Consider the following 25,499-nt stretch of genomic DNA (forward strand, 5'->3'; position numbering starts at 1 on the left):
GCAAAAATGACGCATGGGGGAAAAGATTTATCTATTGCCGAAGGCTGCGATATCGCTGTTGGTAGCCTTGTCGATGCCCGTTTCGGCGCACGCGCAGGAAAGGCTGGTTCTGGCAGCTTCGTCGTCATGGAACATCAATTATGCCGACGACTATTGCCGACTGCAGCGGATGTTCGGCACGGGCGACGAAAAGGTCATGTTGATGATCGATCGCTTCTCGCCAAGCGAAAGTTTTCGTCTAAATCTGGCGGGAAAACGGTTTTCGCGTAGTGGCAGCGTCGAAGCCGCGACCGTCCAATTCGGGGCCGACCTTCCCGAGCAGAAACTCGAATTTTATGCAGGCGATCTGGGCAAGGAGGTTCCTGCCTGGCTGTTCATCCCGAACGTCCGGATTCGGCCGCTTGCCGAACCCATCAAAGAGGATGAGCCACGCAAGGTGACTTTCTCTGAGGCTGACGAGGCCGCGGTGAACGAAATTCGCATTGGCAAGCCGCTCAAACAGCAAGTCGTGCTGCAAACCGGTTCCATGAAGGGCGCCTTCGGCGCGCTTCGCGCCTGCACCGACGAATTGCTGCGACATTGGGGCATCGACGTCGATCGACACCGCGAGGTAGCCCAAATCGCCAGGCCCATCGGGTCGCCCGGCAATTGGTTGCGCAACAGCGATTACCCCGGCGATATGGTCGTCAAGGGGGAGCCGGGAATGGTCCAGTTCCGGCTGGTCATTGGCGAGGATGGTCTGGTTCGGTCGTGCCATGTACAGCAGTCCACCAATTCGGAAGGGTTCGACGAGGCGGTATGCAACGCGCTGAAACGGAGAGCGCGTTTCGAGCCGGCGCGTGACAAAGCGGGTAATCCGCTCGTGTCCTATTACATGAATCGGGTACATTTCTCGGTGGGCCGATAGCAGCGGGACATTAGCGCGATTGTAAGCTCTGCGCGCTACCGCCGCGGCATGGCTTTGGTCAGCGATTATCAAAAGCGGCAGATCCGCGATACCGAACTCGGGCGGTTCGACCGCTGGTTCGTCGATACCGCGATGGGTCCGGCCTATCGTGGCCGCGACGGGCGCGGGCGGAGCGTGCGGGCGGAGGAGATCGCGCGCTGGCGTGCCGATGTCGAGGCGCATGTCGATGCGATGATCGCCGCGATTCCGGTGCAGGCGGCGTGGGGGATCGGCGCGCTGCTCGTGATCATCTTCGGCGGCGGCTGGCTGCTCGACCTGATCGACATTCCGGAACGCTTTCACGGCCCGGCGATCGGGCTCGGCATTTTCATCGTCGAGGTCGGGCTCTTCGGGCTGGAGGCGTGGGATTATATCGCGGGCTGGCAACGCCGCCGCGACGGGATCGAGGCGGCGGTGCGCGTGCGCGCGCCCCTGCCGATCGAGGCCGCGCGCCTCGGCAGCGGGCACAACTGGTTCCAGACCGCGTCGATCGCGGTCGTCGTGCCCGTCATCCTCCTCGCCTTCTTCTCGCACCTCGACGAGAGCATCATCGATCGGATCGACTGGTGGGGCTGGATGATGCTGGTCGTCCCGCTCGCCTGGGGCCTGCATTTCGCGGGCAAATGGTACGACCGGCATCTGAAGCGCGAGCGCCGCTGACCGCTTGGCTGCCGATTGCAGCGGGCGTTCCCCTTTCCTGATCGCCGATTTCACGAATGCAATTGCCCGCTTGCCGTTTACGTAAGCTGCAAGCACTATTGGGCATGCTCGATCTCGCGTCCGCCCTGTCCGCCTTCATGACTCGCATCGCCGGCGCCGGCGACCTGACGGCGCTCGCCCGCCTGTCGGGCGGCGCGAATATGGAAAGCTGGGCGTTCGACTGGGACGGAGCGGCCTATGTCCTGCGCCGGGCGCCGTCAGCGGATTATATGGCCGACCGTCCCTATGGCCATGCCGATGAAGCCGCGCTGGTGATCGCGGCGCACGACGCCGGGGTGAAGGCGCCCGAGGTTGTCGGCGTACTGGCCGACAGCGACGGCATGGGCACCGGCTATGTCATGCGGCGCGTGATCGCCGAGGTAAACCCCGCCTTGATCCTTGCGAGCCCGCCGCCGACGCTGCTTGCCGACCTGGGCCGCGAACTCGCGCGCATCCACGCGATCCCCCGCGCGACGATTCCCGCGGCGATCCCGCTGATGGATACCGCCGCGGCGCTCGCCGAACTCAAGGCGCGCTTCGTCGCGTACGGCGGCGACCGGCCTGCGATCGCGCTGGCGATCAAATGGTGCGAGGATCATCTGCCCGCGGCGGCCGATCCCGTCCTCGTCCATGGCGACTACCGGATGGGCAATATCATGGTCGATGCCGATGGCCTCGCGGTCGTGCTCGACTGGGAACTGGCGCACCGCGGCGACGCGCACGAGGATCTGGCCTTCGGCTGCATGACCGTGTGGCGGTTCGGCCGGCTCGACAAACCGGCTTTCGGCGTCGGCAGCCTCGAGGAATATTTCGCCGCCTATGCCGCCGCCGGAGGGACGCCGGTCGATCGCGCCCGCTTCCGCTTCTGGCTGATCTACCGCACGCTCTGGTGGGCGCTGGGCTGCCTCCAGATGGGCCAGGCCTGGCGGAGCGGCGCCGATACCACCGTCGAGCGCGTCGTTGTGGGGCGCCGGACCGCAGAGCAGGAACTCGACCTGATCGCGCTGCTCGAAGCCGAGGCGCCCGAAGCCGAACGCGCGAGTCCGCTGCCCCCATCGCCGCCCTTCGCGCCCGCCCCGACCGGCGAGCCCACCAATCGCGAAATGGTGCAGGCCGTGCGCGACTGGCTGAACGACGAAATCAAGCCGAAGGCCGAGGGGCACGGCAAGTTCCAGGTCGCGGTCGCGATGAACGCGCTCGGGATCGTGATGCGCGATTGCGATGCGCGCACGCGCGCCGAGGACAAGGCGCTCGCCGAAGCCTTGCTGTCGGGCGCGACGACGCTTGCAGAGCCTGGCCTGCTCGCAACGCTGCGCCGCGCCGTCCTCGACAAATGTGCGGTCGACAGCCCCAAATATGCGGCGCTCGCTGCGGCGCGCGCCGCATGGAGCGGATCAGAATAATCAGGGAGAGAGACGATGGATTTTGCGATGCCGGCCGATCTGCAGGCCTATCTGGACGAACTCGACGCGTTCATCGACGCCGAGATCAAGCCGCTTGAGCTGGCCGACGACAATATCCGTTTCTTCGACCATCGCCGCGAACATGCGCGCACCGACTGGGACAATCAGGGCCTGCCGCGCCACGAGTGGGAGCAATTGCTGCGGGCCGCGACGCGCAAGGCCGATGCCGCGGGCCACTGGCGCTTTTCGGCGCCGAAGAAATATGGCGGCCAGGACGGATCGAACCTGTGGATGGCGGTGATCCGCGAGCATTTCGCCGCGAAGGGCCTCGGCCTCCACAACGACTTGCAGAATGAGCACAGCATCGTCGGCAACTTCCCCTTTGTGGAGATGTTCGAGCAGTTTGCGACGAGCGACGAACAGAAACAGGAATTCATCCTCGGCGGGTTCGAGGGCAAGCGGCGCACCGCCTTCGGCCTGACCGAGCCCGACCATGGATCGGACGCCACGCATATGGAAACACGTGCGGTCAGGGAAACTCGCGACGGCGTCGACGGCTGGCTGATCAACGGACGCAAGATGTGGATCACCGGCATGCACGTCGCGACGCACTGCGCGACCTTCTGCCGCACCGACGGCAAGGACGGCGATGCCAAGGGGATCACCTGCCTGCTCGTGCCCACGGGGACGCCGGGGATGACGGTCGACGAATATATGTGGACCTTCAACATGCCGACCGACCATCCGCGCATGACCTTCACCGATGTCTGGGTCGCCGACAGCGCGCGGCTCGGGCCCGAAGCCGGCGGGCTGTCGATCGCGCAGAGCTTCGTCCACCAGAACCGCATCCGCCAGGCCGCGTCATCGCTCGGCGCGGCGGTCTTCTGCATCGAGGAAAGCGTGAAATACGCGCGCCAGCGCAAACCGTTCGGCGAGGCGCTCGCGAAGAATCAGGCGATCCAGTTCCCGCTCGTCGAGCTGGCGACGCAGGCGGAGATGCTCCGCCTGATGATCCGCAAGACCGCGTGGGACATGGACCAGACGCCGCACAAGGAGATCGAGCACAAGCTCTCCGACAAGGTCAGCATGTGCAATTACTGGGCGAACCGTCTCTGCTGCGAAGCTGCGGACCGCGCGATGCAGGTCCATGGCGGCATCGGCTATTCGCGTCACAAGCCGTTCGAGCACATATATCGCCACCACCGCCGCTATCGGATCACCGAGGGCGCGGAAGAGATCCAGATGCGCAAGGTCGCGGCCTATCTGTTCGGATATCTGGGGCCGCGGAAGGGGACCTTGGGGAAGATTTGAGGCAGACTGTCGGCCTTGGCAGACGTTCGTCATCCCGGACTTGATCCGGGATCCATGGCCGCACCGTCGTCATGGATCCCGGATCAAGTGCAGATATATCCCATTGGAGCAAGTCTGTGTTCCCCCGCGAAGGCGGGGGTCCAGCTTTGACGCGAAGCGTCGAAGGGCGTGCTGCTGCGCGCGTCTTTCCTTGCCGCTGGACCCCCGCCTTCGCGGGGGAACACCCGTTCGTTATCCCAGTGAAATAGTTGTGGATCAAGCCTGTCCTGAGCCTGTCGAAGGGCCCGGGATGACGAGGAATGAGGGGTTCCTCCCTGTGGCGCAGCCATGGGGAGGGGGACCGTCCGCGAAGCGGATGGTGGAGGGGCCCCTCCGTCAGCGCTGCGCGCTGCCACCTCCCCATCGCTGCGCGACAGGGAGGATCAACGGCAACAACCGGTCGCTACCCGCCGCCCGAGGCGCCGTCGATCGAACCTGGGGCCCCCCTCAACCGGGCTTGCGGAAGCGCAGCGTGAACTGGTCGGTCTTGCCGCGGATTGCGGCGTCGAACACGTTCGCGGTGCGCGGATCGGCGGGGTGGCTGTAGAGGTCGCTTTCCGCTTCCAGTTCGAATCCCGCCTTGGTCAGCGCCGCGACCACCGCGGCCTTGTCGATGCGGTGCAGGCTGTCCGACAGCGTCGTCCCCGTCCCCGCGGCGGCGCTATGATCTACGACGACAAGCACGCCGTCCGGCTTCAGCGCCGCGAACAGCGCCGCGCTCGCCCTGTCGCCCGTCCCGGCGGGAAAGGGCTTCAGATACAGGTCGTGAAAATTCTGCACCGTGATGATGACGTCGAGCGGCTCGGGAAAGGCGGGCGCCGCGAACGGTCCCCCGACGGCGTCGACATTGGCATAGGCTGCATCGACCGCGGCCTGATCGGTTCCATATTGTGCCTTGAACGCAATGAATTCGGCAGGTTGGAAGGCGTAGACCTTGCCCGTCGGGCCGACCGCGGCGGCGAGCAGTCGTGTGACATAGCCGCCACCCATCACATAATCGCCGACCTTCTGACCGGGTTCGACCCGGGCAAAGGCGAGTAACGTTGCAGGCAATCGGGCCGCGTCGCGGTCGCGATCGGTTGCGGGCCGCGCCGGGTCTGCGATTGCGGCGCTATAGTCGGCGGAAGGAACAGTGGTCAGAGGAACCGAAGGGGCGGCGCAGCCGACCAAGAGCAGCGACAGGGTGCAGACGGCGGCGTTCAAGCGTTTCATGGCAACGACTCCCGGATGTTTATCGCTCCACCATAGCCGCTTGCCGCACATCCCGCGCACTTATTTGCATATCGCGCTTTTGATGATAGGTTTTCGCCTGAAACTAAAAAATCGGGAGAGCAGACATGCATGATCTGGTGATTCGCGGCGGCACCGTCGTCGATGGTTCGGGCGGACAGCCCTTTGTTGCGGACGTCGCGGTCGATGGCGACCGGATCGTCGCGGTGGGCGAGAATCTGGGCGCGGGCACCAGGGAAATCGACGCCAGCGGCAAGATCGTTACCCCCGGCTTCGTCGACGTCCACACCCATTATGACGGTCAGGCGACCTGGGATGCCGAAATGGCGCCGTCGAGCTGGCACGGTGTCACCACCGTCGTCATGGGCAATTGCGGCGTCGGCTTCGCCCCCGCCAAGCCCGATCGCCACGAATGGCTGATCAGCCTGATGGAGGGGGTCGAGGATATTCCCGGCACCGCGCTCGCCGAGGGCATGTCGTGGGATTGGGAAACCTTCCCCGAATATATGGACGCGCTGGAAAAATTGCCGCGCACCGTCGATGTCGCCTGCCACGTCCCGCATGGCGCCGTCCGCGCCTATGTGCTCGGCGATCGTGAAAAGCCCGGCGCGATCCCGACCGACGCCGACATCGCCGAAATGTCGCGCATCGTCGAAGAAGGTATCCGTGCCGGCGCGCTCGGCTTCTCGACCAGCCGCACCGTGCTCCACAAATCGATCGACGGCGAACTCGTCCCCGGCACCACCGCGACCGCCGAGGAACTGATCGCGATCGGCCGCGCGATGGGCCGCGTCGGCTATGGCGTCTTCGAAATGGCGAGCGACCTCAAGCGCGAGTGGAACGAGTTTCAGTGGATGGGCGACCTCAGCCGCGAGACCGGGCTGCCGGTGACGTTCGCCGCGCTCCAGTCGATCGCCAAGGAGGTGTCGCTCGAGGAACAGATTGCCGAAATGCGCCACCAGAATGCGACCGGCGCGAACATCGTCGCGCAGATCGCGCTGCGCGGCAACGGCATCATCATGGCGTGGCAGGGCACCGTCCACCCGTTCCGTTTCAAGCCCGCATGGAACGAGATCATCGACATGCAGTGGGCCGAACAGCTCGCGAAACTGAAAGACCCGGCGTTCAAGGCGCGGATGATTTCGGAAGAGAATGTCTGGCCCGAAAGCGACATCCTCGATTTCCTGAAGATCGTTGCCGAGGGCTGGCCGGTCCATTTCGAAATGGACCCCGACTTCAACTACGAACCGAAGATGGACGAGAGCATCGCGGGCCGCGCGGCTGCGGCGGGCGTGTCGCCGGCCGAATATGCCTATGACCTGCTGATGAAGGATGACGGCAAGGGCTTCATCTATTTCCCGATCCTCAACTACCGCGACGGCAACCTCGATTTCCTCGAGGATCTGCAGGCTGCCGACGACACGGTGAACAGCCTCTCGGACGGCGGCGCGCATTGCGGAACGATCTGCGACGCCGCGTCGCCGACCTTCATGCTCCAGCATTGGGTGCGCGACCGCGCCGGCAAGCGCATTGCGCTCGAACATGCGGTCAAGCGCCAGTGCCGCGACACCGCGCTGCTCTATGGCCTCGAAGACCGCGGCGTGCTGGCGCCCGGCTATCTTGCCGATCTCAACGTTATCGACATGGATGCGATCAAGCTGGGCAAGCCCTGGCTCGCCTTCGACCTGCCCGCGGGCGGCAAGCGCCTGCTGCAAAAGGCCGATGGCTATGTCGCGACGGTGAAGTCGGGGGTCGTGACCTTCAAGGACGGGGCGATGCAGGGGCCGACCCCGGGCGGTGTCATCCGCGGCCCGCAGCGCGTCGAAATGGCGATGGCGGCCGAATAGGGCTGCTCGCCCCGGCCGCCATTCCCGCTTCGGCATGCTGAACCTGTTTCAGCATCCATGACCTGCGCTATCGGCCCGTATGGCGCCATAGGGATGCCGACCATGGACCCTGAAACAAGTTCAGGGTGACGAATTGAAAGCGGAGATTCTTGTCTTTGACGCGGTTCTCCACGCGCCACCCGATGGAAAGAAAATGCCATGAAAGCCATCCGCATTGCCGCCCCGGCGGCTCTCGACAGCCTGACCCTTGCCGATCTGGCCGACCCCGGCGATCCGGGGCCGGGCGAGATTCGCGTTCGGCTCGCGGCGTCGTCGCTCAACTTTCATGACTTTGCGGTGGTCGCGGGGATGATCCCGACCGTGGACGGACGCATTCCGATGTCCGACGGCGCCGGGACGGTCGAAGCGGTCGGCGACGGCGTGGCCGACTTTAAGGTCGGCGACAGCGTCGTATCGCTCTTCTTTCCCTTTTGGGACGACGGCGCGCCGCCACCGCGGGCCTTTACCCAGGTTCCGGGCGACAGCATCGACGGTTATGCGCGCGAAGTGGTGGTGACGCCGCAGCATTGGTTCACCCATGCGCCCAGCGGCTATTCGGCGGCCGAGGCGGCAACGCTGACGTGCGCGGGGCTGACCGCGTGGCGCGCGCTGTTTGTCGACGGCGCCACCCGGCCGGGCTCGACCGTGCTCGTGCAGGGCAGCGGCGGCGTGTCGGTCTTCGCACTGCAATTCGCCAAGGCGGCGGGCGCGCGCGTGATCGCGACGAGCTCGTCCGATGCGAAACTCGAACGTTTGAAAGCGCTCGGAGCCGACGAACTGATCAACTATAAGGCGGAACCCGCGTGGGGGGCGAAGGCGTTCGAACTCACGGGCGGGTCCGGTGTTGATACGGTCGTCGAGATCGGCGGAGCGGGGACGCTCGACCAGTCGATGGTTGCCACGCGCGTCGGCGGTCATGTCGCGCTGATCGGGGTGCTCGCGGGCATCGTCGGGCCGGTGCAGACCGCGCTGCTGATGCACAAGAATTTGCGCGTGCAGGGGCTGACGGTCGGCAGCCGGGCGCAACAGCTGGCGATGATTGCGGGGATCGAGGCAAACGGCATCAAACCGATCCTCGACCAGCATTTCCCGCTCGAAAGCCTCGCCGACGCATTTCGTCATCAGGCATCGAATGCGCATTTTGGAAAAATTATCGTTGATATTCAATAGGGTATATTGCAGTAACCGCGCGCTTGCGCGGATTTCCAGAAAATCCTTTCCTACAATATCCCGCTATGCTTCAAACTTGCAGACGAGCGGTCTCTCGCGCGTCGCAGCACCCGTTCGCGCCAAGGTGCGGCACTCCGGCTCAGGGTCGCCATTGGGCTGAACTTTGCTGAACTTTGGAACGACGGACCCGTTGCCTTCGCCCCTCATGGGCATATGCTTTCGGCCAGTGTGCCTCGGTTCCGCGCGCCAGAAATCACGATAGCGCGTCAATCGCGGCCTCGACGTCCGCGACCCGGTTATAGGCATGAAACGACAGCCGCATCACCGTGCCGCGAAAGTCCGCCTTGATACCATGCGCGTCGAGCGCCGCCGCAACCCGCGGCTGGTCGGCGCCGGTGTCGATACACAGCGTCCCGCCAACGTCACCCTCGGGCCAGTGCCACTGCGGCGTGCACGGCTTGAGCGCATGGCCGAGCATCGCCTGCAACGCCTTGTTATGCGCGCGGATCGCCGGCACGCCGATCGCCGCAATCTCGCCGATCCCGGCGGTCGACAGCACAAACGGCGCGACGTCGGGCGTCCCGCCCCACCAGCGCCGCGCGTCGGGGGCATAGCGGAAGTCGCGGATAGCCATTTCGAACGGATTGTCATGGCTCCACCAGCCGCGTTCCATCGGATCGAGCGCGGTGCGGTCGTGCGGGGCGACCCATAGCCAGGCCGCGCCCGGCCCGCCGCACAGCCATTTGACGCTGGTGCCCAGCACCGCGTCGACGCCCCAACCGGCGGGGGCCACCGGAACGACGCCAACCGATTGCGCGCAGTCGGCGATGCAGCGCGCGCCGGCGGCTTTTGCGGCGGCGGCGACGGCGGCGATGTCGGTCAGGGCGCCGCTGTTCGAACTGACATGCATCGCGGCGACCAGCGCGACATCATCGTCGAGCGCGGCGGCCCAGTGCGCCGGATCGCGAACGTCGACATCGTCAGGCAGGTAACGCGTCGTCCACCCCGCCGCCGCGAGGCCGCTTGCGACATAACCGATCGTCGGAAAGGCGCTCGGCGCGAGCAGGATCGTCCGCCGGTCGGTCGCTGTTCCCAGCGCCGATATATAGCGCGACAGCGCTGCGCTGACATTGGCCGCGGGACACAGATCCTGCGCTTCGACGCCGATCAGTCCGGCCAGCGCCGTGCGCCACTCGTCGATCGCTTCGATCCAGTGCGGCCACGCCTCTCCTGTTTCACGCCATGGTTGCAGCATCTTGTCGCGCAGCAGCGCTTCGGCCGCGCGCGGCTGGCATCCGACGCTGTGGCTCTTCAGATAGACGGCGTCCGGCGGCAGGTGAAAGCGCGCCGCGATGGCGGGCGAGAGCAGCGCGCGGGTCACAGCCCGCTGCCGTGCCCGGGCGACGAATGCCCGCTGATGCTGTCGCGCTTGACGCCATATTCGGCGCCCCATCGGTCGGTCATCTCGGCGCGAATGTCCCACAGTTCGGGGAAGAAGCGATGCCGCGCCCCCGCGTTGAGCAGCTCGACCGGGCGGCCTTTCAGCGACTTCGACCCCATGCCGATCGATCGGTGGATCAGATAGATGTGGTGGGCGCGGAAAATCTGGAACAGTTCGTCGAACTCGATCAGCGCCTCGGCGACCATATAGGCGTCGTCATGCTGATATCCGGTGTCGTAAATGTCGGCGATGCTGCGCGCGGCGGGATCGAGATAGGCCGCCTTGTAGCGCGCCCACAGCGGCTGGGGCAAAGTGAGCAGCAGCTGGAAACCGGGACTTTCCTGTCCCGATCCGTTGCCGAGCTGGAGGCGGATCGACTGATAGTCGAAGGGGCTCATTGTTTCGAGCAGCGACAATTGGTCGGTCATCATCCGCATGATGCGGTTCACCCGGTCGAACAGCGTGAGGACGCGCATCGTCTCGCCCGCTGCCATGTGACCGTCGATCTCGACGAGCGTGAAGGCCATCAGCTTCATCCACAATTCCTCTACCTGATGGACGATCTGGAACTGCAATTCGTCTGGCGTGCAAAGCTCGGCGAGCGGCTTCTGGCATTCGAGCAGGCGGTCGACCGCCAGATAGACGCCATAATCCTTCATGTCGGGCGTCTCGATGCGGCGGTGGAGGTCGGTCTTGTCGAGCATGGTCTGCTCCTCTGGGTCGGTTGGGCACGGATGACGGACGGCGCCGGGCGCCGCGACCTCAGCCGCGCGGCAGCACGCCCGCGGGCGGGCGCCGCGGCGACCCCGACTGGCCGAGCCACAGAAGGACGCTGGCCCCGCTCATCGCGGCAGCAGGTCCGCTGGCAGCGTCGGTTCGCTGATGATCTTCGCCATGCGGCGCCACATTTCCTCGCGGTTCGGTTTGCCGCGTTCGATATAGGCCTGAACCAGCTGTTCGCCGAGCCCGTAATTGATCACATAGCTGCGATATTGTTCGGTGAAGCGCACCGACTGGTCGGCGCGTTCGGGCGAGACCAGCATATATTTCTGCGTCAGCGCGACCGCCGTCGGCCGGTCGATTGCGCCGTCGAGATATTGCTGCGCAATCGTCAGCCGGGCCCCCGACACGCGCTTGATCGCTTTCAGCAGCTGCCAGTAACGATCGTCCGACGGCACCGCGATCTCGGCGATCGGCATCAGCACGTCGCGTTCGGTGTCGGCGCGGCTTTCGCCTGGGAATGCCAGGTCGATGCCGTAATTGGCGCTGCCCTCCGCGATCAGGCTTTGCGGACTGTACAGCGGATAGACGGTGAACTCGGCCCAGCCGCGTCCCCGCGACAGCAGCTCCTCGAGCTTCATGTTGAGCAGATGATGCCCCGGATAGCCTTCATGGCAGCCGAGATCGAGCGCGCGCGACAGGCGGATCGGCAGGTCGGTGTTGACCTGGATCAGGCTGTGATAGCCGCCCTGGTAATAATTATAGCCGCTCCAGCTCTTGCCGGTGACGAATTCAAGGCGAAAGCTCTCGTCGGCGGGCATCGCGATCTGCGCCGCGCTTCGCCCGCGGCAACGCGCGATCGCGGCATCGAACACTTTCTGGAGCCGATCCTTGGGGATGGTGAAGCGGTCGAGATAGGCCTCGACGCGCTGCCACAGCGGGCCGTCGCCCGGCGCCAGCGCCTCGACCTTGGCAAGGTCGGCGTCATAGCTTGCAAGCGTCTTCAACCGGGGCCGCACCCCGAACAGCCGCTCGGCTTCGTCGGCAAAAGCGAAACGCGTGCCCTGCATCATCAGCAGCCGCGTTTCGGCAGCGCGCAACTGCGCCCGCAGGAAAGTCGCGCGCCGTCGCTCCATTGGATCGGAGACGCGGCGCGCGGCGCCGTCGAGCCGCGCCGAAAGGTCGCGCGTCGCGGCCAGCAAGGCCGCCTTGTCGCGCGGCGCTGCCTCGGCCGCCGTCTTCGCGTCGGCGGGGCCATAATAGGCGTCGATATAGCCGTCCTCGTGCGTCCCGATTTCGAGGCTCAGCTGCACATAGGCCGCGGCAATGTCGTTCATGGCCTGCGCCGAAGCGGGGGTGCGGCGCACGTCGATCGAGGCGACCGCCGACTTGCCGGCCGCTGGTTTCGATCCGTTCGCGGCGCAGCCGGGCAGGGCGGCGATCAATGCCAGGGCCATCAGTTTGCGTATCATGGCGCTTCTATACCGGCGCTTTCCGACGTGTCACGCACATCGCCATCGGCAGCGATCTCGTCGTCGGATGCGGTTTCGATCGCGTGATGCTGCGGATGCAGCGGCGCGAAGCGCAAAAGCGCGTAGCCGGCGAGCGCTGCCGCCAGCGATCCCATCAAAATGCCGACCTTGGCCTCTTCGATCAGCAGCGGTCGATCGGGAAAAGCCAGGCCGCCGATGAACAGGCTCATCGTAAAGCCGATCCCGCACAGCATCGACACGCCATATATTTGCAGCCAGGTCGCGCCGCGCAGCTTTCCCGCGATACCGAATGTCACCGACAGCCAGACGCTGCCGAAGATGCCGATCTGCTTGCCAAGGAAAAGCCCCGCTGCGATTCCGAGCGGCAGCGGCGCGAAAATCTGGTCGGCGCCTAGGCTGCGGATATCGACCCCGGCATTGGCGAAACCGAAGATCGGGACGATCGCGAACGCAACCCAGGGATGGAGCGCATGTTCGAGCCGGTGGAGCGGCGACGACGCGCTGTCGGGCGCGCCCGGCGTGCGGTCGAGCGGGATGGCGGTCGCGGCGAGGACACCGGCAATCGTCGCATGGACCCCCGACAATAGCATCGCGTACCAGAGCAGAGCGAAAAGCAGCAGATAGAGGGCGAGATGCTTCACGCCGCCGCGATTGCAGGCGACCATGATACCAAGGAGCGCGGCGGCGGCGCCCAGCGCGACCAGGTTGAGCTTCGCGGTATAGAAGAGCGCGATGATCGCCACCGCGCCCATATCATCGACGATCGCGACTGTGACGAGAAACAGCTTGAGCGACGTTGGCGCTCGCTTGCCCAGGAGCGCGAGCACACCCATCGCAAAAGCGATGTCGGTCGCCGCCGGGATCGCCCAGCCTTGCGCGAGCCCCGACGTGCCCCCCGCAAAGGCCATGTAGAGCGCGGCCGGCACCGCCATCCCCGCCGCCGCTGCGATGAAGGGCAGTCGCCGCCGGTCCCAGCTCGCGAGGCGGCCGTCGACAAATTCGCGTTTGATCTCCAGCCCGACGAGCAGGAAGAAGATCGCCATCAGCCCGTCGTTGATCCACAGATGGACCGTCATCGGGCCGAGCTTGTCGGTCAGCGTCGGGCCGGTCGCAGCATGAAGAAGATGCACATAGGTTTCGCCGAGCGGCGAATTCGCAACAATCATCGCCATTATGGCTGCGAAAATCAGCAGCATTCCGCCGGCGCTTTCGCTTTCAAGGAAGTCGCGCAGGACTGAACGATTGGCAGAAATGCTGGACATGAAGCGAAGACAGCCTGGTTTTTGGGAACGGAGCGATGCGCTTTTCTAGCGGTCGCGCTGCGGCCCGTCACGCTTTACAAAAATCGAGCCATAATTACCCCTGTATCGTCGGCGCGGGCGCGCCATCAGGGGGCGGGGGAAGCCGGGTGGAGCCGTTATCCGCATGGCTGGAGTGGTTCGTACAGGGGGCTGGCCGTGAGTTGATGCTGTTTGCATCAGTCGGTATCCTGTTTTTCGGCATCGACGACCTGCTGTTCGATATCCTGTGGCTCGGAATGCGAGAGCGTCGGCGGCCCGACGCCGAAGCCGAAGCCGAACCTCGGCGCGCGCGCGCAAACTCGCGCGAGGGAAAACTCGCGATCTTCATGGCGGCCTGGTGCGAAGATGCTGTGCTGCCGGCAACGCTGACACGCGCGGTCGCTGCCTGGGAAGGCGAGGATTTCCGAATCTACATCGGCTGCTACCCCAACGACACGGCGACGATTTTCGCGGTGTCGCCGCTTGCCGCTGCCGATCCGCGCCTGCGCCTCGTGATCGGCGAAGCCGCCGGCCCGACGACCAAGGGTGACAATCTCAATCGGCTCTGGACCGCACTCGGCGAGGATGAACGCGCGGAGGGCTTCCACTTCATGGGGATCGTGCTGCACGACGCCGAGGATTATGTGCACCCGGAGGAGCTGGCGCTCTATCGGGGAGCGCTGCGCGACCATGCGATGGTGCAGATTCCCGTCATCCCCTTCATTGACCGCGGTTCGGTCTGGATCGGCGGGCATTATTGCGACGAATTTGCCGAAGCGCATGGCAAGGAAGTCGCGCTCCGCTCGCGGCTCGGTCTGCCGGTGCCGTCGGCAGGTGTCGGCTGCGCTTTGTCGCGAAGCGCGGTCGCGCTGCTGGCAATCGAGCGCGGCGGCCTTCCGTTTCGGTCGGAAAGCCTGACCGAAGACTATGAGCTCGGCATGTTGATCGGCGCTTATCGCCTCAGCTCGCGCTTCATCGATGCGCGCGGGCGGACGGGCGATCGGATTGCCTCGCGCGGGCCCTTCCCGATTACCGTCGAAACCGCGGTGCGGCAAAAGTCGCGCTGGATTGCCGGGATAGCGCTGGCTGCATGGGACTCGCTCGGCTGGATCGGGTCCCATCGTCGGCGCACCGGACGATCGCTAGCGCATGTCTGGCTGACGTGGTGGATGTTGTGGCGCGATCGCCGCGCACCGCTCGCGGCGCTTGTCTTGCTCACGGCCTATGGAGCGTTGATCCTGACCACGCTCGGCTGGCTCGGGCAGGTCCTGATGGGTTGGGACAGGCCGGATTCGACGGATGCGCTGGGTCTCCTGTTCGGCGTGAATGGTGCGATCCTGCTCTGGCGATTGGGGATGCGCGGCTATTTCACCGCGCAATGGTATGGCGGCAAGCAGGCGCTGCTGGCCGTTCCGCGCGCGTTCGTGGCGAATGTTATTGCCATTCTCGCGGCGCGCCGGGCAGTGGCGCTATACTGGCGAATGCTGCGTTCGGGGACGGTCCTGTGGGAAAAGACCGATCATCGCGACAGCCAGCCGCTTCCCGAACATGCGCCGGCGCCTGTGGTGGCGCCATGAAATGGCTTCTCTCCGGTTTGCGCAAAGGCGGCGAGGCGCGCGCGCTGCGTTTCCTGCTGCTGAGCCTTTGCGGCTGGGTCGCGCTGCGGATGATCGCCACATGGGACCTCGCCAACCCGGACGTGATCGCGGCGGTCAGGCCGCCGCCTGCGCCGCCCGCCTTGTTTGTCATCGCGGCGGCTGCCCCGGCGTTTTCGCAGGGCGTAGCCGCCACCTTGGCGGCGCGCGCGTCGACCATGTCCGAACCTCGGCGGCGGGACCTGTCCCAATCGGGCCAGGGCCCAGCGAGCCGGCCGGCGCGATGGCGCGCCCGCCGCGGCGACCGTGGTTTCGAGCCCGATCGCCACGACTTACGCCTCGTGATGATGGCCCGCTTTTTCCCGCAGCCCGCTACTGCGGCAGCGGCGCTTCCGACGCGCCAGGACAGCGACTGGTCATCCATGCCGCCCGCCGCTCCGTCGGCAGGAGGGAGCAGCGGCTCCTTCTGGATGCAGCGACAGCTCGCGGGCTGGTCGCTCGGCAGCTGGGTCTATCTGCGCCAGGGATCGGGCCGTGCGTCCGGCATGATCGGAGCCGGTAGCCAGCTTGGCGGGTCGCAAGCCGGTTTGCGGCTGGCCTATGGCCTGGGAGAGACCGGGCTGCTGCGCGGCTATGGCCGCGCGACGGTGGCGATCGACCAGCCGAAGCAGCGCGAGCTGGCCATCGGCGTTGCCTTCGCGCCTGTGCCGCGAATCCCGCTTGATATTGCGGTCGAGCAGCGCGTCGCGTTGGGCCGCGAGGGCCGCACGGCACTCGCGGCGATGATCGCAGGAGGAGTCGGCGATGTCGCGTTGCCCGCCGGCTTCCGGCTGGAGGCTTACGCCCAGGCGGGCGTCGTCGGCGCACGGCGGCATGACGGCTTCGCCGACGGTGCCGTCGTGGTCGACCGCCGGATGGGCGCCGACGATAGCGCGCGGATCCGGATTGGCGCGCTCGTCGCGGGAGCCGTGCAGCGCGGAGCCGCCCGTGTTGATATAGGGCCGCGGCTGACATGGAAGTTGCCCGAGGTGGGAAAAGGCAGCCGGATCGCGCTCGACTGGCGCCAACGGATCGTGGGCGACGCGCAGCCCGAAAGCGGCGTTGCGCTGACGCTTGCGACGGACTTTTAGCGCGCGGCAAATTTAGCTGCCACAGCCGATTCCCCGCCCCGGAAAAATGCTCTAGGGTCGGGGGACTCGGCGCAGTTTTGCGCCGCGAATGCGCATTTGGGGACCCCCTTGGACCTTTACCTTCCCGTCGCCAATCTGTCGGTCAACGCGCTGGTGATCATATTGCTCGGCGGGGGGGTCGGCTTTCTGTCCGGGATGTTCGGCGTTGGCGGAGGCTTTCTGACCACGCCGTTGCTGATCTTCTATGGCATTCCGCCGACCGTCGCGGCGGCATCGGCCGCGACGCAGGTGACGGGCGCGAGCGTGTCGGGCGCGCTCGCCCATTTCGAGCGCGACGGTGTCGATGTCCGGATGGGCGTGGTGCTGATTGTCGGCGGTCTCATCGGCTCGCTCATCGGCGCGGGGCTGTTTGAACTCCTTACCGCCTGGGGCCAGATCGATACGACGATCAACATCCTCTATGTCGTGCTGCTGGGGTCGGTGGGCGGATTCATGGCGCGCGAGGCGTGGCGCGCGCTGCACCATATGCGGGCTGGGCTTCCCGCTCCGGCGCGCAAACGGCGGCACCATCCGATGGTCGCCAACCTGCCGCTCCGCTGGCGCTTCTATCGCTCGGGCCTTTATATCTCGCCGCTGGCGCCGCTGTTACTCGGCATGGCGGTTGGCGTCCTGACCATGCTGCTTGGCGTCGGCGGCGGTTTCATCATGGTTCCGGCGATGCTGTATCTCCTCGGCATGGGGACGCAGGTCGTGGTGGGGACCTCGCTGTTCCAGATCCTGTTCGTGACGATCGCGACGACCATGGTCCACGCCATGACGACCGGCGCCGTCGACATCGTGCTGGCGGGGCTGCTGTTGCTCGGCAGCGTCACTGGCGCGCAGGTCGGTGCGCGCTTCGCGCAGAAGGTGAAGCCCGAATATCTGCGCATGGCGCTCGCGGTGATCGTGCTGATCGTGGCGCTCCGCATGGCGGTCGACCTCTTCATCCGTCCCGAAGAAATCTACACGGTGCAGTGACCATGCTTCGCGCCTTGATCTGCGGCGTCGCGCTTCTGCTGTCGGCCGGTACCGCGCAAGCCGCCGACCCGCGACTGGTGCCCGACGTGTCGAGCCGCGCGATCGACATTCAGTACAGCTTTACCGGCGAAGAATTGTTGCTGTTCGGCGCGATCCTGTATCCGGGTCAGCGGTTGCCCGATGACCGCGCGGACATTGTCGTGGTGCTGAAGGGGCCTGTACGTCCGATGGTGCTGCGCGAGAAACGGCGCGTCGCGGGCATCTGGGTCAATGCGAGCAGCATCCGGCTGCGCACGTCGCCCGGTTTCTATGCGATCGGCTCGTCGCGGCCCATCGACAAGCTGGTCGACGAGCGCACGGCAGCGATCTTCGAGCTCGGGCTCTCCAACCTCTCGATGTCACCGACGGGCTTTTCCGAAGCGCGAAAGCTCGAACGCTTCGAAGGCGGCTTGATCGACCTTTATCGCCGCATGGGCCTTTTCTATGAGAACCCGGCCGCGGTCGAAATCACCGAAGGCGTGCTCTATCGCGCCCGCATCCCGGTGCCGGCGCGCGTTCCGGTCGGCACCTATCGCGCCGAAACCTATCTGATCAGCCGCGGCCGCGTGCTCGCCGTCGCCTCGCGCGACGTGCAGATCCGCAAGGCCGGATTCGAGCGGTTCGTCGCGCTCGCGGCGCAGCGGCACGGCTTTCTCTACGGGCTCAGCGCCGTCGCGCTGTCGTTGCTGCTCGGCTATGGCGCATCGGCTATTTTCCGCCGCCGCTGATCGCCTGTGCGATCAATGTAAGCGCTTTGTTTACCCCCACCTGCGATACCCGGCACCGGGACAACAATGGCGGGGCTGAATATGGATATGCAAAGCGGCGGGTTTCCCGCCGGAGATTCGACAGCTGTACAACATGTCCGGCTGGCCGGCGGCGGCACGGCTGCGGCGGTCGTGCCGGCGGCTACGCATCACCGCGACGACCTGTTGATCGGCGAAGTGATTGATATCTCCGGCTCTGCCTCGCGCATATTGATCGATTCCGCTGCCGTCGGCCAGCTGTCGACCTCGACCGACGCCGCCGTCGCGATGGCCGGGCAGGTCGGCGCGCAGGTCAAGATCCGCGTCGGCAACACCTGGCTGCTTGCCAGCATCCGCGACCAGCAGCTGCACGAACGCGGCGAAGGGCTGATCCTCGCGACCATCGACTTCCTGGGCGAAGGCGACGAAGAAAAAATCACCGGCCGCATCCACAATTTCCGTCGCGGTGTGACGCGCTACCCGATTCCGGGCAGCCAGTGCTATGCGGCGACCAGCCACGACCTGAAGCAGATTTACGCCGCCGACGAGCGCGCGCATGTCGAGATCGGCACCGTCTATCCCACGAAGGACATCCGCGGTTCGCTCTATGTCGACGCGATGCTCGGCAAGCATTTCGCACTCCTCGGATCGACCGGTACCGGTAAGTCGACCAGCGCCGCGCTGATCCTGCACAAGATCTGCGAACTTGCGCCGCAGGGTCATATCGTGATGATCGATCCGCACGGCGAATATTCCGCTGCCTTCAAGGGCACCGGCGCGCTGTTCGACGTCGACAATCTGGCGATGCCGTATTGGCTGATGAACTTCGAGGAACATTGCGAAGTCTTCGTCACGGCCGAAGGCCGCGACCGCCAGGCCGACTGCGACGTGCTCGCCCGCTGCCTGCTTCAGGCGCGCATGAAGAACCGCCTGGCCGAGGGCATGACCAAGATCACGGTCGACTCGCCGATTCCCTATCTGCTCTCCGATCTGCTCAACATCCTGCAGAACGAGATGGGCAAGCTCGACAAGGCGACATCAAGCGCGCCCTTCATGCGCATCAAGGGCAAGATCGAAGAAATGCGGGCCGATCCGCGTTACAATTTCATGTTCTCCGGCATGCTCGTCGCCGACACGATGGCGAACTTCCTCGGCAAGATCTTCCGTCTGCCGTCGGACGGGCGCCCGATCTCGATCATCGACGTGTCGGGCGTCCCGTCGGACATCACCGGCGTCGTCGTCGCGGTGCTCGCCCGCCTGACCTTCGACTATGCGATCTGGTCGCGCGGCGAACCGCAGCGCCCGATCCTCCTCGTCTGCGAAGAGGCCCACCGCTATATCCCGTCGAAGGAAATCGGCGGCGGCCAGGCGGTTCGCAAGATCCTCGAACGAATCGCCAAGGAAGGCCGTAAATACGGCGTCTCGCTCGGCCTGATCACGCAGCGTCCGTCGGATCTTGCCGAAGGCGTGCTGTCGCAGTGCGGCACGATCATCTCGATGCGTCTGAACAACGAACGCGACCAGCATTTCGTGAAAGCCGCGATGCCCGAAGGCGCACGCGGCTTCATCGATTCGATCCCGGCCTTGCGCAACCGCGAATGCATCGTTTGCGGCGAGGGCGTGTCGATCCCGATCCGCGTCTATCTCGACACGCTGGAAGAAGACAAACGCCCGGCGTCGAGCGATCCGATGTTTTCCAAGCTGTGGCGTGAAACGGGCGGCGAGGCCGAAATCCTCGAACGCGTCGTCAAACGCTGGCGCAGCCAGGGACGGTAAGCCGCTCAGGTCCGATACAAGACGGCGCCGCTCCATCGAGCTGGCGCCGTTTTGCTATTCGGATGCGGGTGGTTCCCACAGCTCGATCGGATTGCCTTCGGGATCGTGGACCCGCGCGAAGCGCCCGACCGCAGGGTCGTCCCATTCGGGGTTGGTGATGATCTCGTCGCCGGCCTCGCGGAACGGCGCCAGCACGGCGTCGAGATCGTCGACGCGCAGGTTGAGCATATGCTGGCGATCCGCCGGAAAATAGTCAGTGTCGGCCTTGAAGGGCGCGAAGACGAGCGGTCCTGCCGTGACGTTCCACACCCATTGGTTGGGCGGCACGCTGGCGTCGGCGCTGCACCCGCCGCCGACGCCAAGGCGTTCGCGGTACCATTTGCCAAGCGCTTCGGGGTCCTTCGCGCGGAAGAACAGCCCGCCGATCCCTTTCACATGTCCCATGCGATCCTCCCTTGCGGTGATGGCGCGAGACTAAGCCGCTTCGCTCAGCGAATCCACTCTCCGCTCTTGCTGAATTCTTCCTTGACCTGACCCGACTGGTTCAGCCGCGGATCGGTGTAGGTTGGCACAGGTGCGACAGGCGCAGCCTGCGGTGCGGCAACGGGTGCGATCATGGTACCGGGCAGCGGCGCGGGCGCCACGTCGGGCAGTGGTGCGGCGCCGCCGGCAAGCGCCGGGAGCGGCCCTGCGCCCGGTGCAATGCCCTGACCCTTCAGGATCGCGAGCTGCTGTGCGAGCGGCAGATACGGGCCGGGCACTGGCTCGCGGCCCAGATAGGGGGCGCGGAATGCGTCGGGCATGCCCCAGCGGCCGCGCCAGCGGTGGAAGATATGCGCGCCGACGATGTTCGTCATGACCAGGCTTTTGCCCCAGCGCGGCCAGATTGCAGTCGTGTGATAGTGCGTCGCGAGGCCGACGCCGGAAAAGGCGTAACCGTTGAGCGCTGCCGCGGCGACGCGGCTTGCGCGCAGCCAGTTCCGCTTTTCGGGTGCGCGCGCCATCGCGCCGTCGCATGAGAAAGTGAACTGGCACACGCCAGCGCGCTGCGAGCCCTGAAAGACGACGCCGCAAATCGTGTTCGGAAAGCTCGGGTGGCGCGCACGGTTGACGATGACCTGCGCAACGCCGCGCATTCCGTCGTCGCTTTCGGACGCGGCCTCATAATAGATGGCCGACGTCAGGCAATAATGCGCACGCTCGCGGTCGAGCGCGGTGAGGCCGCGAAAGACATAGGGTTTGGCCGGCGGCCCGACAAAGGCCTCCTGCTGCAACTGCGTTGCGGTCAGCGGCGCATTGGCGGTGGCGTCGGCATAGCCCACGCTGTCCGGGTTCGGCAGCGTCGGGTCGATTTTCAACGCGTCTGCATAAGTATCTGCGTTCATCACGGCCCAGCGCGCGGGATCATAAGTCTTGAAGCTCAGCGGCACGCTGACGCTATACGGCCCGAAACCGCGCGGACGATATTGGCCGGTCGAGAGGGTGAGGGCGAGGCACGCGACAACCACGACTGCGACGAGCAGGCCCCAATATTCACGGCCCGGCCCGGCCGGCCTTTCCGGCTCCGGGTCGCGCCACGTCGAGCGGGCGGCAAGGTTCAGTTCGGGCTTCATCGTCGCGTCAACTGTCTCCGCAGCCGATTCGCCCGGCCGCCGTCGCTCTGCCTTATGCCCTGAAACGCCAATAAAATGTTTCATCGCAGCGCGCCTGTACCGCAAAGGGACATCGATACGCGGGCCGTCCTCTCCAAATTTGCTGCAAATCGGCGTCTCGGCAGTGCGTTAGCGACCTGTTGATACCGTGCTGCTATGATCCGTATCATGACCGACCCCGGCATTCCGACCTATCGCCGCAGCGCACGGACCGATGTCCGGATGTGGCTGTTGCTCGCTTTCGGGCTCATTTTCTTCTGGACGGGGTCGATGCTCCGCCCCGAGGAGAATTGCAGCGAGGACGGACGCGAATGCGCGCCGTGGCTCGTCCCGATCGCGCAGGGTTTGGGCGCGCTCGTCGGTCTTGCCGCGCTCGCCAATATGCTCGCCAACCCCCGACGCGGCAGCTTCGTCGATCCGAAGACCGGCGACCTCGTCTGGTGGAAGGGGCGCATCGGCAACGCCGGCGGCGATGAAGGCCGCATCCACCCCTCGCGCATCGGCAAGGTGCGCATCGTCAAGGAGGACGAAAGCGACGACGAGGTCCACCTCTATGATGTCGACGGCAACCGCCTCTTCTGGTTCGACCAGGAAGTGATCCCCTGGCCCTATGGGCGTTGGGCGGACAAGCTCGTGAAAGCATGGCCGCATATCGAGATCGAGATCGTCGACTAACGGATCTCGACCGTCAGATGCTCGATCTGGCGGACCGGCCGCAGACGCTGGCAGATCGTGGCGCGTTCTGCGCCCGTGACGCTGACGATCGCGGCGTGCGCGCCCGGGCCGACGCGCCAGACATGAAGGTCGGTGATCGTCGCATCGCCCGGTCCTTCGACGCGTTCGCGGATTTCGGACTCGAGCTTTGCGTCGGTTGCATCGAGCAGCACCGCGCCGGTGTCGCGGATCAGCGACCACGACCAGACCGCGATGACGATGGCGCCGACGATGCCCATCGCCGGGTCGAGCCACACCCAGCCGAGATAGCGCCCGCCGAGCAGCGCCGCGATCGCGAGCACCGAGGTCAGCGCATCGGCGACGACGTGCAGATAGGCCGACCGAAGGTTGTTGTCCTTTTCATGCCCGTGATCATGCCCGTGATCATGGTCGTGGTCGTGATCATGGCCATGCGCGTGATCGGAATGATCATGCCCGTGGCCAAGAAGCAGCGCGCTGAGGATATTCACGCCAAGGCCGATCACGGCGATGATCGTCGCCTCGCCGAACTCGACGGGGCTGGGATTGGCCAGACGGATCGCCGATTCATAAGCGATGCCAAGCGCGACCATCCCCAGCACGAGCGCCGAGGCGAAGCCCGCGAGGTCGCCGACCTTGCCGGTACCGAAGGTGTAACGGCCGCTCGCCGCATGACGCCTGGCATAGCGATAGGCGATCGCCGCGATCCCGAGCGCGCCGGCGTGCGTCGCCATATGAAAGCCGTCGGCGAGCAGCGCCATCGAGTTGAATGCGATCCCCGCAGCGATCTCGCCGACCATCATCACCGCGGTCAGCGCCACCACCCAGAGCGTGCGGCGCGCATTCTCGTCGTGCCGCTTGCCCAGATAGACATGGCTGTGCGTCAGGGCATCGATTTCGCTGTCGAGCGACATGCTTGATGCCCTATCCGATGGAAAAAGAATGGCAAGGGCCTGCTTTGGGGTGGAGAGCGGCCAGCGCCGCCTTCGGCGATCCAGGACCGGGTCGGCGACCCGGCCGCCGCATGGGCCGCCTTTTCATTCCAAAGTTCAGGAAAGTTCAGCCCTGTGGAGTCCCCGATTTGCCGCGCTCCGCAGACAGGCCGCGCGTGGCTTTTGCCGCTATCCGTAACCGGTAGCGATCGCGTTTGTCCCCCTGTTCAAAGAGCCGGGATAAAGGCTGGCACAGCCGAATAATGTAGGACAGCGTTTTTTTTGGCGGGGCGGATGGCCGGTTAGGGGTGGGGAGGGGACGGTCGCCCGACCCAGCGTGCTCCCCGGCAAAGGCCGGGGCCCAGGGCGTTGCAGAGCCGGCGTTGCGTGCGCACGCTCTGGACCCCCGCCTTTGCGGGGGAACACGTCACAATCGTCCGCAATGGGTCGTTAGCCCTCCGTCATGCTGAACTTGTTTCAGCATCCATGGCCGGACCTTTCCTTTCGCGCCGTGTCGAAGGAAACGGCGCCCCATGGATCCTGAAACAAGTTCAGGATGACGAGGAATGAGGGGTTCCTCCCTGTGGCGCAGCCATGGGGAGGGGGACCGTCCGCGAAGCGGATGGTGGAGGGGCCTTGCGACGGCGGTGTCATGGCCCCTCCGTCAGCGCTGCGCGCTGCCACCTCCCCATCGCTGCGCGACAGGGAGGATCAACGGCAACAATTGGTCGAAAGCGGACGGTGCGTCACGCACCTTCGTCAGCCCGGGTCAAGCCCGGGGTGACGAGGGGAAAAATCCTCCCCACCTGTAGGGAGGTGGCAGCGCGAAGCGCTGACGGAGGGGGCGTCGTCGCGCGACGTCGCGTCAGGCCGCCACTCCCCTCCACCACCTTCGGTGGCCCCTTCCCCGTTCCTGGGAGGATTTGGAGTGTCGCCTACCGGCCGCGTCCTGCCTTCAAATAGGCAAAGCTTATCTTTCTTCCCCTCCGCGACGACCATGATAAACAGCCGGCACGGGCCGTGCGGACGCCCGTTCAGACGGCTTGCTGTCCAAGATCCGCTCCATCATGCCGCGATCGCGGCAAGGAGCGCGCTTGTCATGACGATTCTCGAGCCTTCGCCGCCGCCGCTTTCGCTTCTCCATCTGTTCTTTCGCTTCCTGCGTTTCGGCTTTCTCGCGTTCGGCGGGCCGGTCGCGCAGATCGCAATGGTCAAGCAGGCGCTGGTCGAGGAAGAGCGCTGGATTTCGCCCGCGCGGTTCAACCGGCTGCTTGCGGTGATGCAGATCCTGCCGGGGCCGGAGGCGCATGAGCTGTGCGTTCACCTGGGCATGGTCGCGCGCGGGCGCATCGGCGGGCTGCTCGCCGGGCTGGGCTTCATGCTCCCCGGCTTTGTGCTGATGCTCGCCGCAGGGTGGCTCTACAAGGACTGGATCGTTGGCAATCCGGCGATGGCGCCGGTCTTCCTTGGCGTGCAGATCGCCGTGCTTGCGATCATCCTGCGCGCGGTGCGGCGGATCGGCACCCATATATTGGAGGACAGGCTGCTGTGGGCCCTCGCGGCGGTGTCGCTAGGCGCGACGCTGGCGGGTGTGCCATTCTGGATTCCGTTGATCGCGGCGGCGCTGATATACACATTTGCCGCGCGGCCGGTCGTTGCGACGGCGGTGTTTGCCGCGGCAGTCGCGCTGGCTTTTCTGGTTTCGGGCGCCGCGCCGGCGGCGGCGGCCAGCACCGCTGCCAGCGAAGCGGGCATCATCGCGCTGTTCGTTGCCGGACTGAAAGGCGGCCTTCTGACCTTTGGCGGCGCATATACGGCGATCCCCTATGTACGCACCGATACCGTCGGACGCGGATGGCTGTCCGACGCAAGCTTTCTGGACGGGGTGGCGCTGGCCGGGATGCTGCCCGCGCCGCTCGTGATCTTCGCGACCTTTGTGGGCTATGTCGCGGGCGGCTTTCCGGGCGCGCTCGCGATTACCGTGGGCATGTTCCTGCCCGCCTTCGCCTTTTCGATGATCTTCTTCGAGCGGCTCGAGGCGGTGGTCGAGAATCCCGCGTTGCACCGCGCGCTCGCCGGTGTCGCGGCGGCCGTGGTCGGGGTCATCGCGGGGACTTTGCTCCAGCTCGGCTGGGCGACCGCGCAGCGCATCTCGACCCCGCTTGCCGCGATTATCATCTTTGGCGGCGCGGTGACGGCGGTGATGCTGCTCAAGGGGAAATGGGTCGCTCCGTTGCTGGTCATCGCGGCCGGAGCGGCAGGGTGGCTGCTCAACCCCTAGGGTCCTGATCCCGAGGCCCA

The 25,499-nt window shown here is 65.5% G+C and carries 21 protein-coding genes; 13 read left to right on the forward strand and 8 right to left on the reverse strand.

The window, feature by feature from the left end; genetic code table 11:
- Positions 1 to 13 precede the first annotated feature (13 nt).
- From ACO055_RS16475 to ACO055_RS16490, 4 genes are all read left to right on the forward strand, one after another.
- Entirely contained in the window at positions 14 to 907 is an 894-nt protein-coding gene (locus tag ACO055_RS16475; RefSeq protein WP_422059919.1) for an energy transducer TonB, read from the forward strand.
- 48 nt (positions 908 to 955) lie between these two features.
- On the forward strand, positions 956 to 1,606 hold the full coding sequence (locus tag ACO055_RS16480) for a hypothetical protein (RefSeq protein WP_422059920.1): 651 nt from the start codon (positions 956 to 958) through the stop codon (positions 1,604 to 1,606).
- A 104-nt stretch (positions 1,607 to 1,710) separates the two neighbouring features.
- Positions 1,711 to 3,048: a phosphotransferase family protein gene (locus tag ACO055_RS16485; protein WP_422059921.1), complete on the forward strand. Its 1,338-nt coding sequence runs from the start codon at positions 1,711 to 1,713 to the stop codon at positions 3,046 to 3,048.
- A 15-nt stretch (positions 3,049 to 3,063) separates the two neighbouring features.
- Complete coding sequence (locus ACO055_RS16490; protein ID WP_422059922.1) at positions 3,064 to 4,359, forward strand: acyl-CoA dehydrogenase family protein; 1,296 nt, start codon at positions 3,064 to 3,066, stop codon at positions 4,357 to 4,359.
- A 486-nt stretch (positions 4,360 to 4,845) separates the two neighbouring features.
- Here ACO055_RS16490 and ACO055_RS16495 read toward each other — a convergent pair whose 3' ends face one another.
- Positions 4,846 to 5,610 (reverse strand): class I SAM-dependent methyltransferase, encoded by a 765-nt coding sequence (locus tag ACO055_RS16495; RefSeq protein WP_422059923.1) that lies wholly within the window; start codon positions 5,608 to 5,610, stop codon positions 4,846 to 4,848.
- 125 nt (positions 5,611 to 5,735) lie between these two features.
- Between ACO055_RS16495 and ACO055_RS16500 the strand changes: the two genes are divergently transcribed.
- Complete coding sequence (locus ACO055_RS16500) at positions 5,736 to 7,475, forward strand: N-acyl-D-amino-acid deacylase family protein (protein ID WP_422059924.1); 1,740 nt, start codon at positions 5,736 to 5,738, stop codon at positions 7,473 to 7,475.
- 198 nt (positions 7,476 to 7,673) lie between these two features.
- Positions 7,674 to 8,684, forward strand: a complete 1,011-nt coding sequence (locus ACO055_RS16505; protein WP_422059925.1) for a zinc-dependent alcohol dehydrogenase family protein — start codon at positions 7,674 to 7,676, stop codon at positions 8,682 to 8,684.
- Positions 8,685 to 8,937: 253 nt separating this feature from the next.
- Here the strand turns inward: ACO055_RS16505 and ACO055_RS16510 are convergent, their stop codons facing one another.
- The 4 genes from ACO055_RS16510 to nhaA all read right to left on the reverse strand — a co-directional run bounded on the left by ACO055_RS16510 (position 8,938) and on the right by nhaA (position 13,600).
- Positions 8,938 to 10,065, reverse strand: a complete 1,128-nt coding sequence (locus ACO055_RS16510; protein WP_422059926.1) for an aminotransferase class V-fold PLP-dependent enzyme — start codon at positions 10,063 to 10,065, stop codon at positions 8,938 to 8,940.
- Positions 10,062 to 10,829 (reverse strand): tryptophan 2,3-dioxygenase family protein, encoded by a 768-nt coding sequence (locus ACO055_RS16515; protein WP_422059927.1) that lies wholly within the window; start codon positions 10,827 to 10,829, stop codon positions 10,062 to 10,064. The genes ACO055_RS16510 and ACO055_RS16515 overlap by 4 nt, the downstream gene beginning before the upstream one ends.
- A gap of 138 nt (positions 10,830 to 10,967) precedes the next feature.
- Positions 10,968 to 12,317, reverse strand: a complete 1,350-nt coding sequence (locus tag ACO055_RS16520) for a hypothetical protein (RefSeq protein WP_422059928.1) — start codon at positions 12,315 to 12,317, stop codon at positions 10,968 to 10,970.
- Positions 12,314 to 13,600: a Na+/H+ antiporter NhaA gene (gene nhaA / locus ACO055_RS16525; protein ID WP_422059929.1), complete on the reverse strand. Its 1,287-nt coding sequence runs from the start codon at positions 13,598 to 13,600 to the stop codon at positions 12,314 to 12,316. The genes ACO055_RS16520 and nhaA overlap by 4 nt, the downstream gene beginning before the upstream one ends.
- 203 nt (positions 13,601 to 13,803) lie before the next feature.
- Between nhaA and ACO055_RS16530 the strand changes: the two genes are divergently transcribed.
- The 5 genes from ACO055_RS16530 (at position 13,804) to ACO055_RS16550 (ending at position 19,921) form a co-directional block, all read left to right on the forward strand.
- On the forward strand, positions 13,804 to 15,195 hold the full coding sequence (locus tag ACO055_RS16530; protein WP_422059930.1) for a glycosyl transferase family protein: 1,392 nt from the start codon (positions 13,804 to 13,806) through the stop codon (positions 15,193 to 15,195).
- A complete protein-coding gene (locus ACO055_RS16535; protein ID WP_422059931.1) occupies positions 15,192 to 16,343 on the forward strand; it encodes a hypothetical protein in 1,152 nt (383 codons plus the stop codon). The genes ACO055_RS16530 and ACO055_RS16535 overlap by 4 nt, the downstream gene beginning before the upstream one ends.
- A gap of 108 nt (positions 16,344 to 16,451) precedes the next feature.
- Entirely contained in the window at positions 16,452 to 17,360 is a 909-nt protein-coding gene (locus ACO055_RS16540) for a sulfite exporter TauE/SafE family protein (RefSeq protein WP_422059932.1), read from the forward strand.
- A gap of 2 nt (positions 17,361 to 17,362) precedes the next feature.
- Positions 17,363 to 18,127 carry a TIGR02186 family protein gene (locus ACO055_RS16545; RefSeq protein WP_422059933.1) on the forward strand — a complete coding sequence of 255 codons (765 nt, stop codon included), beginning with the start codon at positions 17,363 to 17,365 and terminating at the stop codon, positions 18,125 to 18,127.
- 81 nt (positions 18,128 to 18,208) lie between these two features.
- Positions 18,209 to 19,921: an ATP-binding protein gene (locus ACO055_RS16550; protein WP_422059934.1), complete on the forward strand. Its 1,713-nt coding sequence runs from the start codon at positions 18,209 to 18,211 to the stop codon at positions 19,919 to 19,921.
- Between the two features lie 54 nt (positions 19,922 to 19,975).
- Here the strand turns inward: ACO055_RS16550 and ACO055_RS16555 are convergent, their stop codons facing one another.
- Positions 19,976 to 20,365, reverse strand: coding sequence for a VOC family protein (locus ACO055_RS16555; protein WP_422059935.1), 390 nt, complete (start codon positions 20,363 to 20,365; stop codon positions 19,976 to 19,978).
- 44 nt (positions 20,366 to 20,409) lie between these two features.
- Positions 20,410 to 21,618 carry a cell wall hydrolase gene (locus ACO055_RS16560; RefSeq protein WP_422059936.1) on the reverse strand — a complete coding sequence of 403 codons (1,209 nt, stop codon included), beginning with the start codon at positions 21,616 to 21,618 and terminating at the stop codon, positions 20,410 to 20,412.
- 111 nt (positions 21,619 to 21,729) lie between these two features.
- Here ACO055_RS16560 and ACO055_RS16565 point away from each other — a divergent pair, with 111 nt between their 5' ends.
- Positions 21,730 to 22,248: a hypothetical protein gene (locus ACO055_RS16565; protein ID WP_422059937.1), complete on the forward strand. Its 519-nt coding sequence runs from the start codon at positions 21,730 to 21,732 to the stop codon at positions 22,246 to 22,248.
- Here ACO055_RS16565 and dmeF read toward each other — a convergent pair.
- A complete protein-coding gene (gene dmeF, locus ACO055_RS16570; RefSeq protein ID WP_422059938.1) occupies positions 22,245 to 23,180 on the reverse strand; it encodes a CDF family Co(II)/Ni(II) efflux transporter DmeF in 936 nt (311 codons plus the stop codon). The two genes, ACO055_RS16565 and dmeF, sit on opposite strands and share 4 nt — an antisense overlap.
- Positions 23,181 to 24,297: 1,117 nt before the next feature.
- On the opposite strand from dmeF, the gene chrA reads away from it, so the two are divergent.
- Positions 24,298 to 25,479 carry a chromate efflux transporter gene (chrA, locus tag ACO055_RS16575; RefSeq protein ID WP_422059939.1) on the forward strand — a complete coding sequence of 394 codons (1,182 nt, stop codon included), beginning with the start codon at positions 24,298 to 24,300 and terminating at the stop codon, positions 25,477 to 25,479.
- Positions 25,480 to 25,499: the final 20 nt, after the last annotated feature.

It is taken from the genome of Sphingopyxis sp. (assembly GCF_965227415.1).
Lineage (GTDB): Bacteria > Pseudomonadota > Alphaproteobacteria > Sphingomonadales > Sphingomonadaceae > Sphingopyxis.